Raw genomic sequence first — 14,824 nt, forward strand, 5'->3', positions numbered from 1 at the left:
CCCGTGGCCCGCCGTCGCGGTGTGGCTACTTGCCGGCCGGCTTCAGGCAGAGCACCCGGTTCGCCCCGTCGCCGGGGAGCACCACGTGCGGCTGGGCCGGGTCGGCGCACTTGTCCTTCGCGTCCACCTTGGAGACCACGGTGAACGCGCCGGCCTCGCCGCAGTCCGCCGCCGCCGCGCCCGCGCCGGACTGCTTGACGCAACTGCCGACCGCCGGGTCGAAGGCCGGGGTCTCCTCGGCGCCGCCGACCTTGCCGAGGAGCATGAGCAGGCCCAGCGGCACCGCCAGGATCAACACCGCGGCGACGAGCACCGCGGCGAGCACCCGCCCGTTGCGCACCTTCGGCGGGGGCGCCTCGGTCTTCGGCTCGGCGATCGGCTTGAACGAGTCGAACCGGCCCTGCTCCCGGTCCGCGTCGCCCTGGTCCCAGGACGGGCCGGACTGCTGCCCGGGCGGCGGGAACGCCGGCGGGAAGGCGCCACCCGGCGTCGGCTCGGCCGTCGGGGCCGGCCCGTAGCCGGGCGGCGCGGAGGCGGCCGGAGCGCCGAAGTGCTCGCCCGGCCGGTCCGTGTCGCTGTGCGGCCGGACCCCGTTCACGGGTCGGTCGCTCGCCGGGGCGTCGACGAAGGACGGCACGCCCGGCGGGAAGGCCGGGGGCGCGGCCGGCGACGCGGGAGCGGGTGCGCCGAAGGCGGCAGGCCCCCGGTCCCGCTCGTCGAAGCGGGTCTCCTGCCCCTGGTCGAACCGCTGCTCGGGGGCCTGGCCGAAGCGGGTGTCCTGGTCGAAGCGGTTGTCCGGCCCTTGGCCGAAGCGGGTGTCCTGGTCGAAGCGGTTGTCCGGCGCCTGGCCGAAGCGCGGGTCCTGGTCGAACCGGTTGTCCGGCGCCTGGCCGAAGCGGGTGTCCTGGTCGAACCGGGCGTCCGGGCCCTGGTCGAAGCGCGCCTCGGGGCCCTGGTCGAACGGCGACGACGCGTGGTCCGGCCGGTGCCCGTCGGGCTCGCCCCGCTCCGGCTCGTCCGTCGACTCCGGGTTGGCCGGCCGGCCGTACACCCGGGGCTGCGGCGCGGGCGTGCCGCCCGGTAGCAGGGCCTGGTCGGCCGGCGGCATCACCCGGCTGGCCAGCGGCACGGAGGCGCTCGCCGAGACGCTGCCACCCGCGGCGTCGGCACCCTCCGGTGCCGGCACGGCAGCCCGCCCGCCGGCCTCCGGCGAGGTACGCGGGCCGGGCACCACGGGCCCGGCCGGGGACTGCGCCTCGTCGTGCCGGGAGCCGGGCTGCGCCCACGCGGGCTGCTCCTGGTCGTACGCGGGCAGGCCGCCGTCCCGGGCGGACTGCTCGGGCGCGAACTGGGCCGGCGGGGCGTAGTCGGCCGGCGGTGCGGCGGCCAGGCTGGCGCCGGGCACCCGCTGCTCCTGCGGGGGCAGCGGCACCGCGTTGGCCGGCGAGATGCCGGGGCCCGGAGCGGGCTGGTAGATCGGCGGCTCCTCGGCGCGGTCCGCCTCCCAGCCGTTGCCGGCGCGGCTCGCGGCCGGCTCGCCCGTCTCGGCGCGGCCCCACGCCTCGTCCGCCGACCACGGTTCGACGTCCGGTACGACCGGGCTGGCGGCGGCCCGCTGCGGCAGGCTCTCCGCTCCGTTGGCCCACTGCTGGCCGCCGTCACCGGGAACGCTGACGGCCGCCCGGGCGGGCGGGCTGGCGGCCGGTTCGGTCGAACCCCAGCCGTTGGCGTCCCGGTCGTCGGGCTGCTGCGGCACCGACGCGGCGGCCCGGACCCGGACCGGCTCGTCCCGGGCAGGCCACTCGTCGCCCTGCGGCTGGGCGTCCTGCGGCGGGGCCCAGGACGCGCCCGGCCGCTGGTCGCCGTCGGCGTTCCAGCCGCCGGAGCGGTTGGGGTCGTCCTGCTGGGCGTTCCAGCCGCCGGAGCGGTTGGGGTCGTCGTGCTGCGGCCGGTCGCCGGGTGCGGCGCCGTCGGCCCAGCCGCCGGGGCGGGCCTGGTCGTCCTGCTGTCCGGCAGGCCAGCCGCCGGAGCGGGCGGGGTCGTCCTGCTGGGCCGTCGGCCGGCGGCGTGGACGCAGCGCCGGCCGGTACAGCGTCGGTTGACACGGCGACGGCCGGGCGGGACCGGACCGAGCAGGGGTCAGCCGAGCTGACCGACGCGCCGCCGGCGCCCGACACACCCGACGGCACGCAGAGCCAGGAGGACCGAGCCGGGTCGGGCGGTCATGGCGGGCCGGGCGGCCCGACCGGTACGCAGGGCTGGGGCGGCGACGAGGACCCGCGCGACCGCGACCCCCGGCCGCCGGAGATCAGGATGGCCGAGGCCACCCTGGACGGCGTCTACGCCGTGATGGCCCACTTCGACGCTGTGGCAGCCGGCATCGCCCCGACCGACGGCGTGCATCGCGGTAGACCAGATGAGGTCGAGGAGGCGGAGAAGGTCGCGGCGGCGCTGCGGCGGGACCTGCTGCCCGCGGCGGACCGGCTCGCGGCGGCGTTGCGCTCCGGGGGTGTCGACGAAGCCGCGATCGCCGCACTCGACACCGACGTTCACGCGGCGATCGCGAAGCTCTTTGATGAGGAAGGCACGAAGCTCCCCGCGGAGAGCCGTGCGACGCTCCGCACGGTCCTCTCGCAGGAGCTGGACGCGGCCCTGGAAATCGACAACATGCTGCGCATCACCCGAAACCACCGGGAGGTGTTCACCAGGCTCGGCGTTCAGGCCGGCTCGTTTGCCGGACGGAGCGCGGAAGCCACCGCCCAACTTCGGGCCGCGCGCGACAGGGTATGGGCGGCCGGCGCGAGCAGCGACCTCACCCCGGCACACCGGGTGGCCCTCGTCGGAGCGAGGATCGACGCCGGACTCCGCCTGGCCGAACTACAGAGATCGTTGGCCCCGGTGCTGGAGCAGCTTGCCACCGCCGACGAGGTGGTCAGGAACCTCGAAGGCACCTACAACGACGCACGCCAAACGCTCGCGCAAGCGACATCTCCGGACACGGCGGTGCAGGCCGAAACGGCGCTTCACACGGTCGCCAGCCAGGTAGACCGGCGCGTACAGGCGGTCACCCAGCAGCGCCAGCGATTGGCCGAACGACTGGCCAGCGCCGATACCTCGGGATCGGCAAGGGCGATACTGCCGGACTTCGCCAACGCGGTGAAGTTGGCGGACGAACTCCGTAAGTGGTTGTCTCGTGAGCGAGGCGCCATGCTTGAGACCTGGATCGAACTGGACGAGGCGGGCAGGGCCGTCACCGCCAGCGACAGCGTGGCCGATCGCACACGTCTCGGGCTCTCGCCGCTGGCGGAGCAGGTGAGCCAACGCGCCATCCAGGCCAGGGCCGCGGTCGACACCCTACTGGCGACGATGGCCGGCCCTCAGGACGAGACGCGCTCCAAGGCGTTGGCCGCTGTGCTGGAGACGAGAAGGGCACTCGAGGCCGATCGGATGGTCCTGACAGGGGCCGTCGGCCGTGCGGTCGACGAGGCGAACCGCGCGACCCGCCTGGACTCGATGGACGAGGCCGCCCTGGACCGCATGCTCGACGAGGCGGTCAGGAACGTGGACGCCGGCTGGGGCAGCGTCGAGCTGGTACGTGGGGAGCCGGACAGCGGGTCGGCGCAGAAGGGGACAGCGTCTCGCGGAACGCGGACAGTCCGGTTCAAGTCCCGGGCCTGGGCGGAGGATCCGTACCGGCACTCCTTCGATGTCGAGCTTCGGTTCGCGTCGTTGCCGGAGGGCGTGTCGTACACCGTGCGGGTGCCGTCCGACGCGGACAGCTCCGCGTCGGTCGCGTTTCCGACCACCGTGGTGGAGATCTCGGCGGCACTGATCGGAACGCCCGAGTTGGACGCCGCGCTGCTGATGGACGCCATAGCGGAGAGCGGCGAGAAGGTCTGGTTCTCCCAGCGGGGTCTGTGGAGCGGTGATTCGACCGACTCCGAGAGGAGGCCCGGGTGGCTGCGGATCGGCCCGTGGCGATTGTCCGGTGGCGACAACTCCCGGTGGCGGCGGCTGACACGGGCGGCCGCCCACGAGAGGTCGCACGATTCGTCAGGCCGGGTGGTGCGGCTCCTGACCGAGATGGGTCTGCTCACTGACCAGCCTGACAGCGCCCGACGGCGCCCGAAGCTGGCCGGGAGAATCACCAACGAGCGGGACCATCGGCTGATCGCGTTGCGGATGCTGGACACCCGCAGCGCCGCCGACGGGAAGAAGGTGCTGGCCGCGGTCGACGCCCAGGCGCGCCGGTATGCGTCCCGGCCGGACGCCGCGATCACCGGCGTCGAACTGCTCCAGGACAGCGGCGGGCCGTTATTGACCGTGCAGCTGCCTGCCTCCGACGGCCAACGGAACGCGACGTTCCAGATCCCGGTCCGGGTCGACGACGCCCAGGCGGTGCCCGGGAGTGCCGTTCGACTGGAGACCGGCAGGGACGGGGCGCTGACGGTGGTCGTCCGCTCTGACGCCAGTGACCAGGCGGTCACCATCGACGTCGCCGGCACGCTCGCCGAACTCGCGCTGTTGCGGGGCGAGCCCGACGCGGATCCGGCCTCCAGAGCGGTGACCCGGACGGCGGCTCAGCTGAACACGCTGTTCGGCCTCCGGGAGCTTGCCCCTCGGGTGGAGCGGATCGCCATGAACCACATGGCGGCCGAGTTGCTGCGCCGGTTCCGGGCGGTGGGGGTGTCAGCGACCGACGACGAGCGGATGACCACGCTGGCGAACTGGAAGCTGAGGAAGGAGCTGGCGGTCGGGGTTCTGACCCGGTTCCGGGGCGTTCGTGCGGTCGTCACCGACCCGTTGCTCGGCATGTTGAACGCCGACGCGGGCCCGACGCAGCGCGTACCCCTGCACCGGTTGTTCGCCCGGCCGCTGCGACCCTTGATCGGACCGCCCGACCCGGCCACGCCCGGACTCGGGTTCCACCAGTTCCGGCGGATGCTCAGCGCCAGCGGGGCCTGGCTGTACGCGATGGACACGAATCCGTATGCCGAGCGGACGCCGGATCAGACCGAGATGACCAGAAACCGCGCCTTCGTTCGGGACGGAAGTCAGGCCTTCGCCGACAACAAGGCCGCCGGCATCGTCGCCAGCCAGAGCGCCCCCGTCCAATTCGCATTACCCAGCCCCGAGATAGCGCCCAGCGTCTACCGTTGGATCACGCACCCCGACAGGGGCGAGAACTGGGCGAAGCGTCTGGGGGGCGCGGCGGGTGGCGGTGTCGCCAGCGCGGTCCCACTGTGGGGGGCCGACCCCGACGACTTCGACGGTCCGCCGGTGCAGGGCCGGATGGCGCAGCTGGCGCTCTCCGCGTACGTCCTCGGGGCGGAGATAGGCGGCACGGGCTTCGGCCAGGCCGAAGCGGACTACGTCAAGGACAGACCGGAGCGCGAGGCATCCGCCAAGGAAAAACACGAGGTGTCGCTATCGCCCGACTCGCGCCGCAACAGCGCCGCCGGCATGTTGACCTACCCCCTCACCAAGCTGCACGAGACGCTGCGGAAGCTGCGTGACGAGGGCGGCGCACTCGACCCTCAGGAGCGGATGCGGCTGATGGAGCTGCTGCGGCAGCTGCGCGCCGACCTGACCGAGGCACAGAACACGATGGCCGACGAGGTCGAGCACAAGCTGGCGGACATGGAGTACCGCCGGCGCAGGCTCCAGCTCTTCCGCCGCGCCGGCGACCCGCCGGTCTCCTGGGTGGACGGCCAACCGGTCACCTACACCATGACCGGCCGGGGGTACGCGTCGGGCGCGCCACGGCTCTTCGACAACATGGGGCGTGTCACGACGCAGCAGGTGCCGGCCAGCGTGAATTCGGTTCTCATGCAGATCGCCCTGAGCACGATGAAGAGCCAACCGCCGGACGAGGCCGCACTCGCGCTCAGGTTCACCGTCGCCAACGGGGCGATCAACGTCGTGGGATACGGCCCCCTCTACGGCGTGGGCTGGAGCCGGGTGAAGCTCGACGAGGTCGCCGACCGGCAGGCGGTAGATGCGTGGGACGCGCGGCGCGCGATCGAGGATGCGCTGCAGGACATCGATGTCATCGAGAAGCTGGTGTGGGGAAACGATCTCACCGAGCGGTCCGCTGAGCCGCGTCCGAGGCGATCGTCATGGCGATTCGTCCGGCAGACCAACGACCGGATCCTGATACGTCTGGCCTCGTCGACCCCGGCAGGGCTGGGAGACGCGGCCCGGCAGCGCGTGACGGACAGGCTTGCCGGCCGGCCGAACGAGGTCTACTGGCGGTCACAGCTCCTGTACAAGCACGGGCCCGCAATTCTCGGGCGACTGGCTGTCGCCCTGATCAGCGGGGCTCTGCTGGTGGGGCCCTTCGGCGCCGCGCGCCCGCTGCTGACCAGGATGCTCCTGGGCTCGGCCAAGTACGCCGGCTTGTTGGCGGTCGGCGAGACACCCATGCGGGTGTGGGCACCGGCGCACAAGCGGGCCCAGGCCCGCAAGGCGTTGCATGCGGACATGGCTACCCGGCCGGACTCCCTGGTGGGCATGGCGCAGATGGCGGCGGGGCTGGGCGAAACGGTGAAGATAGCCGCCGCGAGGATCAAGCCGGCCCCGGTGGTCGGCTACCGGAGCAGCCGCGACCGTGAGGCGGACCGGGTGGCCCGGGCCCAGGGGCAGCTCTTTCACGACACGCTGCTGGGCGCGGGGTCGAGGGCTGTCGCCCGGCTCGCACCGCCGGAGGTGACCTACTCCGACGACGGTACGCCCAGCCGGCGCGACCGCCTGATACAGGGGGGCCGCGACCTGCGCTATTTCAACGCCGGTCTGCGTGACCACCTGGGGCGCAACCGGCCGTCGGTGCTGCGCCCGGGCCCCAACCGGCCGGAGCTGGGCACGCCCAACACGGCCGACCGGGCCGCGATGCGGCGCGTCCATGAACGGCTCGTCGATCTCGAACGCGCCGCACGACTCGCCGAGCGGAACGCACCTCCGCTTACCGGTCTTCCCGTGGATCAGTTGGAGGCCGAGCTGGTGCGTGAGCTCGCCGCCATGGGTCTGCTCGAACCTCATCGAGGCAACGGCGACAGCGACGCGGAGCCCGCCGCCGCGACGGGCGTGTCCGTGGTCGAGGCGCGCTGGAAGACCGTCGAGGAGTACCTGTGGCGCCGCTATGGGCGGAGCACCCCGTCGCTGTGGACGCTGCGCAGGCTGAGCAGGCTCGATCCGGATCAGGTGAACGCCGGGCCGGTCCGCGACGCGCTGGTCGAGAGCTTGGCCGAGAACTCGGTGCGGAACAGGGTTACGGTCGCCCTGCAGCGGATGGCCGACAACGGCCGGGTGGGGCTGGACGAGCCGCTGCGGATGGTCGAGTTCCAGGACGAGGACACGTTGCGGTTCACCGTCGAGGTGCGAGCCGTCGACGGGCACGTGGTGGGCCAGCACAGCGAGTTCGTGAGGTTCGAGGTGGCACCGCTGCCGATCGGCCTGGACGGGCAGCTACGCCCGGCATCGCCCGGGGAAGTCACCCGTCGACTGCTGATCGCGCCGCAGGCAATGCTCGATCCGGCGCGGCTGGCAGACCTGTTCTCGGTGATTCTGCTTGAGGTGCAGGAGAGCGGTGGCTGGCTGCCGCCCGGTGTGCAGGACATCCGACCGGCATCCGGCAACATCCCACGCGGCGTGCAGGCGCACGATCTGCCGCTGGTGTCGGGACCCGGCCTTGCCGCCGACCCTGACCAGGACGGCCCGGATGAGGACGGCCCCGACCAGGACGGCCCGGATGAGGACGGCCCCGACCAGGACGGCCCCGACCAGGACGGCCCCGACCAGGACGGCCCCGGGTCTGGCGGCCCTGCTCCTGGTGGTTCCGCGCCGCCGCCCGTCGGGCCGCCCCCGGCACCGTCGTCGGCGATCGCATTGGGTCTGCGTGGGTAAGGGTCGTCCGCGACCGCTGTCGCCACGGAGCCGCCCTCGACACCGCCGGCTCCCAGCGCAGCCCCGACGTCGAGGAGACCCTGAACCGGGCCGCCCCTGAAAGCCCCGGGGACAACAGCATCGAAAGAGATGGCATCGAGGTGGGCGGTGCCGGCCTCGGTGGGCCTGGGTCACCGGGTGACGTCGCCCGGTGACGACGGCGTCACCTGGCGATCACCGTCGTGTCACCGCCAGGCCGGCGGTCGCGGTCTAGCGTATGGGCACCGGCCTGGGGTGCGGGAATCCGCCGCAACGTTCGCACCCCGGGCCGGGCTCATCCTGGCGCCACGTCCAGATAGGCGGCCCCGCCGGCCAGCAGATCGTGAGCGTGGGCCAGGAAGTACTCCAGGACCGTCTCCGGCCGGCGCGCGTGGGCGGCGCCGACGCGCACGCACAGCTCCCACAGGTTCCTCGACGGGCCGGCCCACCACCACAGGTCGCGCGTCTGCGCGTCGACCACCGCGGTGACCTGGCCGGCGAAGCCGATCGCGTAGCGCTCGGGGTCGCCGTCCAGCCGGCCGAGCGCCGTCAGCAGGGGACGCAGCCGGTGGGCGCGGGCGAAGGACCGGCGTTCCGACTCGTCATCCGGCACCCGCCGCAGCAGCCCGGCGCGTAGCAGGCCGGCGGCGACCTCCGGACCCTCGGTGCCGAGGGTGTCGACCACGGCGGCGTCGAAGGTCGGGTCCGGTCGCTCGTGCGCCAGCGCCCAGCAGGACAGCTCCGTCGGACCGGTCAGGGCGGTCGTCTCCTCGCCGATGCGGATCATGTGCCCCGGCTGGAGGTCGCCGTCGCCGTCCCGGTATTCGCCGAGGTAGTGCCCCAGCGGCATGACCAGGGCCGTCACGACGGCACCCGGTCCAGGTAGGCGGCTCCGCAGCTGAGCAGGCCGTGCACCCCTTCCAGCATGCCCGCGAGCACCTCCTCCGGATCGGTGAGGGCCGGGTCGTCGACGACGTCCGGGCCGGTGCCGACGTCGTCGGCGAGTCGCCGGCAGGCCGACCACAGGTCGTCCTCCACGGCAGACCAGGCCCAGAGCAGGAACAGCGGGCCGGCGACCGCGACCAGGGGCTGCTCCAGCAGGCCAAGCGGGTAGGCGCCCGGTTCGTCGCCGTCCTCGCCCAGCCCGAGCACCAGCGGCGTCAGTTGGTGCCCGGCTGCGAACGACACCGCCTGACGCGGGTCGACCCGGGCAAGCAGGCCGTCGGCGTACAGCGCGTCCAGCTCGTCCGGGGCGGGGGCCGCGCCGGCGGCGGCGAGCGACTCGGTGAGCGCCCGCGCGGTCCAGCGCCGCGTGCCGGGCGTCCCGTGCGCGGACAACCAGATCAGGAACCGGCCCGCGTCCAGGGAGCACGGGCGGTCGCCGACCCGGATGTCGTACCGGGTGGCCGGGTCGCCCGGCGGGCCGGTGGAGCCGCCGTACTGCCCGATCGGGAACACCAGCGCGTCCGCCTGTGTCACGGCTCAGCCTCCCACCCGCGAGTACGCCCACTGGACCTCGCGGAAGGCGCCCAGCGTGGAGAGCAGTTGCCGGCGCTCGAACGCCTCCGGGTCGGCGTCGAAGCGGGCTAGCCCCGCCGGGCTCCACAGCGCCGAGCGGGGCACCGCGGCGGCGCCGGCGGGCACGAACTTGAGGCACTCGCTCACCGCCGCGACGGCGACGCCGATGTCGTCGCGCGCCCGGGCCAGCTCCGCCTCGACGGTGCCCACCGCGTCCGGGTCCGGCGGGTCGATGTCGTACGGGTCGGCGGGCACCGCGTCGGCGACGGCCTCGGCCAGGACGAGGAACTGCCCGGCGTCGAGCAGTTGGGACGGCGTCGCGCCGCCGAACCCGGGATAGGCCGGCGCGCGCTCGACGGCGACCGCGAAGGTGAACGTCTCGGCGCGTCCGCACCGGCCGCAGGCGGCCTGGTACTCCCACCGCCTGCCGGCGTCCCCGGTGAGCGTGGCGATCTCGGTGGGGCGCAGCCCGGGCCCGCCGCAGCCGGGGCAGGGGGTCAACGTCAGGAACGCCTGGCACTCCCACGCCGAGCGGGTCGTCGGCCAGGGCGGGCTGGTCCCAGGGAGGCCGCTCACTCCGGATCTCCTATCCGTTCGTCCAGGTAGGCCGCGTGCCCGGCCAGCAGGGGGTGCAGACAGTACAACAGGTCGGTCAGCACGGACAGCGGCTCGGCGTCGTCGGCCGCCGCCGGGTCGTCCGGGTCGGCGAGCTCGTCCTCCCAGACGGCGATGGCCTCACAGGCCTGCCACAGGCTGTCCGCCGCCGGAGCCCACTGCCACACCTCGAAGGCGAACCGGGGCACCACCACGGCCGCCTCCGGCACGTCGGGCAGCCCGATCGCGTACCAGCCGGGCAGCTCGGGATGGGCCCCCAGCCCGGGCTGCAACGGGTGCAGCCGATGCCGGCGGGCGAACCGCTCGGCGGCACGGTCGTCGGCCGGATCCACCTCGCGCAGCAGGCCGGCCTGCCGCAGCTCGGTCGTCGCCCCGGTGAAGCGATCGGCGGGCAGGCCCGCGTGCTCCGCCACCACGCGGGCCGTCCACGGCGTCGCCTGGTCGGTGAGGCCGTGGGCCAGCCACCAGACGGCGACGGCGTCGTCACCGCGGATCCGGATCGTCCGCGCGCCGACCCGCACCCAGTGTTCCAGGCCCTGACCGGCGACGTAGTGCCCGACGGGCAGCAGCAGCGGGCCGTTGCGCTCCGGTGCGCCGGCGTCGGCCCGGGGCGGGCGGTCGCGCTCCGGTGCGCCGACGCCGCCCCGGTGCGGGCGGTCGCGCTCCGGTGCGCCGACGTCGGCCCGGAGCGGGTCGTCCGTACCCGGCGTCACCACGCCGGCTCCAGTGCGGCGGCGGTGGCGGCCACCAGCCCGGGCAGCTCCGGCAGCACGGCCCCCAGCACGGTCGCCGGGTCGGTCACGTCGATGCCGGCGAGCACGCCGAAGTCGGCCAGCGAGGCGCAGGCCGCCCAGAGCGACGGGGACACCGCCGAGCGAACCCACACCTCGTACGCCAGGGGTGTCACCGTGACCCGCTCGTGGCCGGGCAGCCCGATGCCGAAGTGGTCCGGGACGAGCCGGCTGTGGCCGAGCCCCAACAGCAGCGGCGTGACCCGCCAGCCCTGGGCGAAGGCGAGCGCCGCCTCCCGGTCCGGTGCGACGTCGACCAGCAGGCCGCGCTCGCGCAGCGCCGGCAGGTCGGCCGCGTCCGCCGCGCCGGCCGGGTCCCGCCAGCAGGCGAACTGCGCCCCGGGCAGCTCCAGCATTCGGTCGGCGACGCGTACCTCGTGCCGCTCGCCCGCACCGTCGGCGTCCGGGAACGCGCCCTGGTACAGCCCGACCGGCAGGAGCAGCCGCGGCCATGGTCGCCGCATCGCCTCAGCCCGCCGCCGATGCGGATCCCGGCAGGCGGGACACCTCCTGCGCGCTGAGCGTGCGGTTCCAGACGCGTACGTCGGCGACCTGACCGTGGACGAAGTTGCCCCGCTCGCCGTTCCACATGGCCCGGCCGATGACCAGCGACCCGGTGGCCCGCCACGCCGAGTGCTGTTGGACGGCGGTGCCCGCAACGCCGTTGACGTAGACCTGGAGCGTCTTGCTGCCCGCGTGGTAGGTGCCGGTCAGGTGAGTCCATTCGAGCGTCACCGGCGCGGAGGAGGTGGCCGTCGCGTTCCCGTTCGGGTTCATCACGTCGGCACTCATCCGGTTGAACGCCCAGGCCCGGTGGAAGCCGCTGTACTGGAGGTAGAAGCCGCTCTGCGTCTGCCCGTCCTGGGAGACCGCGGTCATCGACAGGTCGCTGGGGCGTACGCCGAGCTTGATCCAGGCCGACACCGTGAAGTCGCCCGCCGTGTCGACCACCGGGCCGGAGGTCAGGCAGTGCCGCCCGCCGTGGTCGAAGACCGCGGAAGGGCCGTGCGTGCGGTCCGACGACCAGGTGACTCCCTGCGGGCACTTCGCCTCCCGCTTCCGGGCGCCGTCGAGGGCGAACCGGACGACGTTGGCGGGGCGGGGCGCCGTGCGGGCGGCGGTGGTCCGCTGCGGCCCTGGCGAGTCACCGGCGACCGGCGGCGCGGTCGCCGTCGGCGAGGCCGACGCCTCGACCGTCGGTGTGGGTTCGGCGCTGCTCGGGGAGGTGTCGCCGTCGGCGACCGGCTCGATGACGGTGTCCGGCTCGGCCCGCTGCTCGACGGTCGGCCGGGACACCACCTGCCAGCCGGCGACGACGGCCGCGAGAGCGAGCACCAGCGCTCCGGCCACGACAACGGCCGTGGTGTGGCGCCGGGGCGCGCGCGGCGGCGCCTCGGCCCGGTGCGCCCCCGACGCGCGCGGCACGTGCGGCAGCGACGCGGCGGCCACCGCCGTCGCCGTACCGGTGGCGGAGTCCTCCCGGTCGGGCGGAGGGGCCGGCGTCGCTTCCGGCGATGCCGGTGGCTCGCCCTGGTCGGCCGGTCCGACTCCGGTCGGCTGGGTCGGCTCGTCGCCGGGCTGGCGTCGGTCGATCCGATCGATCCGGTCCAACGGGTGGGACGGTACGGGGTGGTCGGGTGGCCCGCCGCGTCCGGGCTCCAGCTGCCCGGAATGCCCGCCCCACGCCGGCCCGGCGCCCCAACCGGATTCCACCGCGCCGGCGGGCGTCGTCCGCTGCTCGGTCTCCTCGTCGGCATCGGCCGGCCGGTGCTGCGTCGCTACCTCGGCACGATCGGGACCGGGCGACGGGTCGTCGCTTCCGGGCCGGTGCGCCGGGCCGGATCCGGACGTGCTCGCGGGCTCGGTCCGCCGCGGATCGGTCGGCCGGGTGCGGCCGGACTCCGGCGGCTCCCCGGACACGTCGCGATCGGACCCGGGCCGGCTGTCCGGTTCGGCTCCGGCCACCGGCGAGCCCTCCGGCCCGGCTGGGCCGCTCTTCCCGGGTGGTTCCGGCTCGTCGGCCGGCTCCGGTCCGGCGGGCTGGTCCAGGCGGACGCCGCACGACGGGTTGACGCAGTATCCGCTGTCGACCTCGTCCTGGTCGGTGCCGCATGCCGAGCAGATCATCTTCGCTGCCTTCCATACGTTCCAACGGTCCGCCGGGTGGAAGACGGCCCGGCGACCCCGGGGCACCGCTGGTCGGATGCCGTGGGCGTCGCCGGTGCCGGTCAGGCCCGGAACCTCATCAACAGAAAGCGGTGCGCATCGTCCGGTCGGATGCCGGCCACTGGCGCCGATCGGGGGTGACACCGTTCGCCGGTCCGGCCGACCGGTTCACTGGCCGCGCGCGGGCCGTCGACGACTATGTCGTGGGGACGTCAGGCATGAAGTAGCCGACGCCGCGCAGCGTACGCAGGTAACCGGCCCCGCCGGGGAGCACGGACAGGCGTGAACGCAGACGGTACACGGTGGACTTGACGGCGTCACGACCTCCGATGAGATTCGTTGTGCCCCAGACAGTGCGCAGCAGCTCCTGCCAGGACTGCGGCACGCCGCGCCGGTTGGCCAGGTGGACCAGGAGCTTGAACTCGGTGAACGGCAGGTCGATCCGGCGGTCGTGCAGCGTGACGGTCTGCGTGCCGGGGTCGATGACCAGGTCGCCGACCCGGATGACGCTGCCGCTCTCGCGCCGACGCCGCACCAGCGCCTGGGCCCGCAGGGCGACCTCGCGCGGGTGGAAGGGCTTCGTCACGTAGTCGTCGGCGCCGTGTTCGAGGCCGCTGATGACGTCGTCGTGCTGGGCGAGGGCGGTCAGCAGCATGATGGGCACCTGCGACCGGGCCCGGATGCGCTCGCAGAGCGTCAGCCCGTCCATGGTCGGCATCATGATGTCGAGGATGACCAGGTCGACCTGGTTGGTCCGCAGCAGGTGCAGCGCGGTCGCCCCGTCGTGCGCGGTGAGGACGTGGAAGTCCTGCGTCTGGAGGGCGAACTCGACGATCACCGCCATCTGCGGCTCGTCGTCGACGATGAGCGCGGTGGGTCGCGTCGGCGCGGTCACGACCGGTCCGGCAGGGTCAGCAGGAACGTCGTTCCGCGCGCCGATGCCGTATGCACCATGATCTCGCCTCCGTGTAGTTCCACGATCGTCTTGGTGATGACCAGGCCGAGCCCGGTCCCGTCGGCGAGCGGACGCCCGGTGGCGAAGCGCCGGAACAGCCGTTCCCGCTCCGTCCGGGTCATCCCGGCGCCGTCGTCGGTAATGTAGACCGCCACGCCGGTATCCATGGTCATCACCCGGACGTGGATCCTGCCGCCCGTGGTGGTGAAGCGGCTCGCGTTGGACAGCAGGTTGGTCAGGGCCTGGGTGAGCAGCAGGGGATCCGCGGGAATCCGGGGCATCACCTGCGGAGTGTCCAATGTGATCCGTTGGTCGCGTTGGTCGCAGAGCGAGCGCATGGCGGCGACGACGTCGCGGGCGACCGCGGCGACATCGACCTTCTCCAGCCGGGGAGTGAACAGCCCCGCCTCGATCTTCGCCTGCAGCAGCAGACTCTCGCACAGGCCGATCACCTGTGTCGACTGGTGCCCGACCACGGTGAGGAACTTGTGCTGCGCCGCGGTGAGCGGGCCGGGCGTGCCCTCGCGCAGCAGGTCGACCGCGCCCTTGATCATGCTTAGTGGGGTGCGCAGCTCGTGGCTGAGCGCGTTGACCTGGTCGGCCCGCCGCTGCGCCAACCGTTCCAGCGTGGCGAGCTCGTTCCGCCACCGGTTCGTCCGTCGGCGCAGCACGGCCGCCGTCGTACCCGCACCCGCGACGGCTCCGGCCAGCGCCGCCGTCACCAGCCACCAGCCAGCCACAACCACCCTCGTCCACGGTCGCAGGATCGTGCCCGGCCACCGTACGACGCAGGGCCGAGGTTCGACCGCCCCGGTTGGTGACGGGAGCGTCACCGACACTCACGCGGATGTCACCGAGG

Annotated in this window: 10 protein-coding genes; 1 reads left to right on the forward strand and 9 read right to left on the reverse strand. The window is 73.8% G+C overall.

Annotation, left to right across the window (positions count from 1 at the left end; genetic code table 11):
* Positions 1–25 precede the first annotated feature (25 nt).
* On the reverse strand, positions 26–2,179 hold the full coding sequence (locus tag ACWENR_RS10740; RefSeq protein ID WP_452276796.1) for an LppU/SCO3897 family protein: 2,154 nt from the start codon (positions 2,177–2,179) through the stop codon (positions 26–28).
* A gap of 134 nt (positions 2,180–2,313) precedes the next feature.
* Here ACWENR_RS10740 and ACWENR_RS10745 point away from each other — a divergent pair, with 134 nt between their 5' ends.
* Positions 2,314–7,902, forward strand: a complete 5,589-nt coding sequence (locus tag ACWENR_RS10745) for a hypothetical protein (RefSeq protein ID WP_452276797.1) — start codon at positions 2,314–2,316, stop codon at positions 7,900–7,902.
* 313 nt (positions 7,903–8,215) lie between these two features.
* Here the strand turns inward: ACWENR_RS10745 and ACWENR_RS10750 are convergent, their stop codons facing one another.
* From ACWENR_RS10750 to ACWENR_RS10785, 8 genes are all read right to left on the reverse strand, one after another.
* Complete coding sequence (locus ACWENR_RS10750; protein WP_452276798.1) at positions 8,216–8,785, reverse strand: hypothetical protein; 570 nt, start codon at positions 8,783–8,785, stop codon at positions 8,216–8,218.
* Positions 8,782–9,399: a hypothetical protein gene (locus ACWENR_RS10755; RefSeq protein WP_452276799.1), complete on the reverse strand. Its 618-nt coding sequence runs from the start codon at positions 9,397–9,399 to the stop codon at positions 8,782–8,784. The genes ACWENR_RS10750 and ACWENR_RS10755 overlap by 4 nt, the downstream gene beginning before the upstream one ends.
* 3 nt (positions 9,400–9,402) lie before the next feature.
* Complete coding sequence (locus ACWENR_RS10760) at positions 9,403–10,014, reverse strand: hypothetical protein (protein WP_452276800.1); 612 nt, start codon at positions 10,012–10,014, stop codon at positions 9,403–9,405.
* Positions 10,011–10,769: a hypothetical protein gene (locus ACWENR_RS10765; protein WP_452276801.1), complete on the reverse strand. Its 759-nt coding sequence runs from the start codon at positions 10,767–10,769 to the stop codon at positions 10,011–10,013. Before ACWENR_RS10765 ends, ACWENR_RS10760 begins: the two co-directional genes overlap by 4 nt.
* Entirely contained in the window at positions 10,763–11,308 is a 546-nt protein-coding gene (locus tag ACWENR_RS10770) for a hypothetical protein (protein WP_452276802.1), read from the reverse strand. The genes ACWENR_RS10765 and ACWENR_RS10770 overlap by 7 nt, the downstream gene beginning before the upstream one ends.
* Before the next feature lie 4 nt (positions 11,309–11,312).
* The gene (locus tag ACWENR_RS10775; RefSeq protein ID WP_452276803.1) at positions 11,313–12,455 is read right to left on the reverse strand and encodes a LamG-like jellyroll fold domain-containing protein; all 1,143 of its coding nucleotides are present in this window, start codon (positions 12,453–12,455) and stop codon (positions 11,313–11,315) included.
* A gap of 751 nt (positions 12,456–13,206) precedes the next feature.
* The gene (locus tag ACWENR_RS10780) at positions 13,207–13,905 is read right to left on the reverse strand and encodes a response regulator transcription factor (RefSeq protein WP_452276804.1); all 699 of its coding nucleotides are present in this window, start codon (positions 13,903–13,905) and stop codon (positions 13,207–13,209) included.
* Complete coding sequence (locus ACWENR_RS10785) at positions 13,902–14,705, reverse strand: sensor histidine kinase (protein WP_452276805.1); 804 nt, start codon at positions 14,703–14,705, stop codon at positions 13,902–13,904. The genes ACWENR_RS10780 and ACWENR_RS10785 overlap by 4 nt, the downstream gene beginning before the upstream one ends.
* Positions 14,706–14,824 lie beyond the last annotated feature (119 nt).

This window comes from Micromonospora sp. NPDC004336 (assembly GCF_053602615.1).